The organism is Neobacillus drentensis, from assembly GCF_036962765.1.
Taxonomy (GTDB): Bacteria; Bacillota; Bacilli; order Bacillales; family Cytobacillaceae; genus Neobacillus; species Neobacillus drentensis_C.
On the sequence record NZ_JBALOS010000003.1, the window covers coordinates 1 to 328 of the forward strand.

A 328-nucleotide genomic window follows, 5' to 3' on the forward strand; every position below is an offset into this window, starting at 1 on the left:
AATTTAATGTGAACATTTTTCATAATGGCCTGGGTATCAATCAGCGTCTTCACATCTTCGATTATATTTCGGAGAAGGACAGGTTCAAATTTTAAATCCTGAGGTTTTGCTAATACCAATAATTCGCTGAGGATGAGATCAATCCGATTGATTTCAGATTGGATAATATCAAAATAAGTTTTATGATCATTCACTTGTGTTTCGATCAGTTGAAGAAACCCTTTAATCGCCGTGAGCGGATTACGAACTTCATGGGCAATCCCAGCTGCCATTTGTCCTGCAACATTTAATTTCTCGGAGTTTAACAATAGTTCAAGTGTCTTCTTTC

Annotated in this window: 1 protein-coding gene; it reads right to left on the reverse strand. The window is 36.6% G+C overall.

Features of this window, described 5'->3' with window-relative positions; all coding sequences use genetic code 11:
• A partial coding sequence (locus V7137_RS01300; protein ID WP_335696438.1) for a histidine kinase dimerization/phospho-acceptor domain-containing protein occupies positions 1–328 on the reverse strand: 328 nt, incomplete at both ends.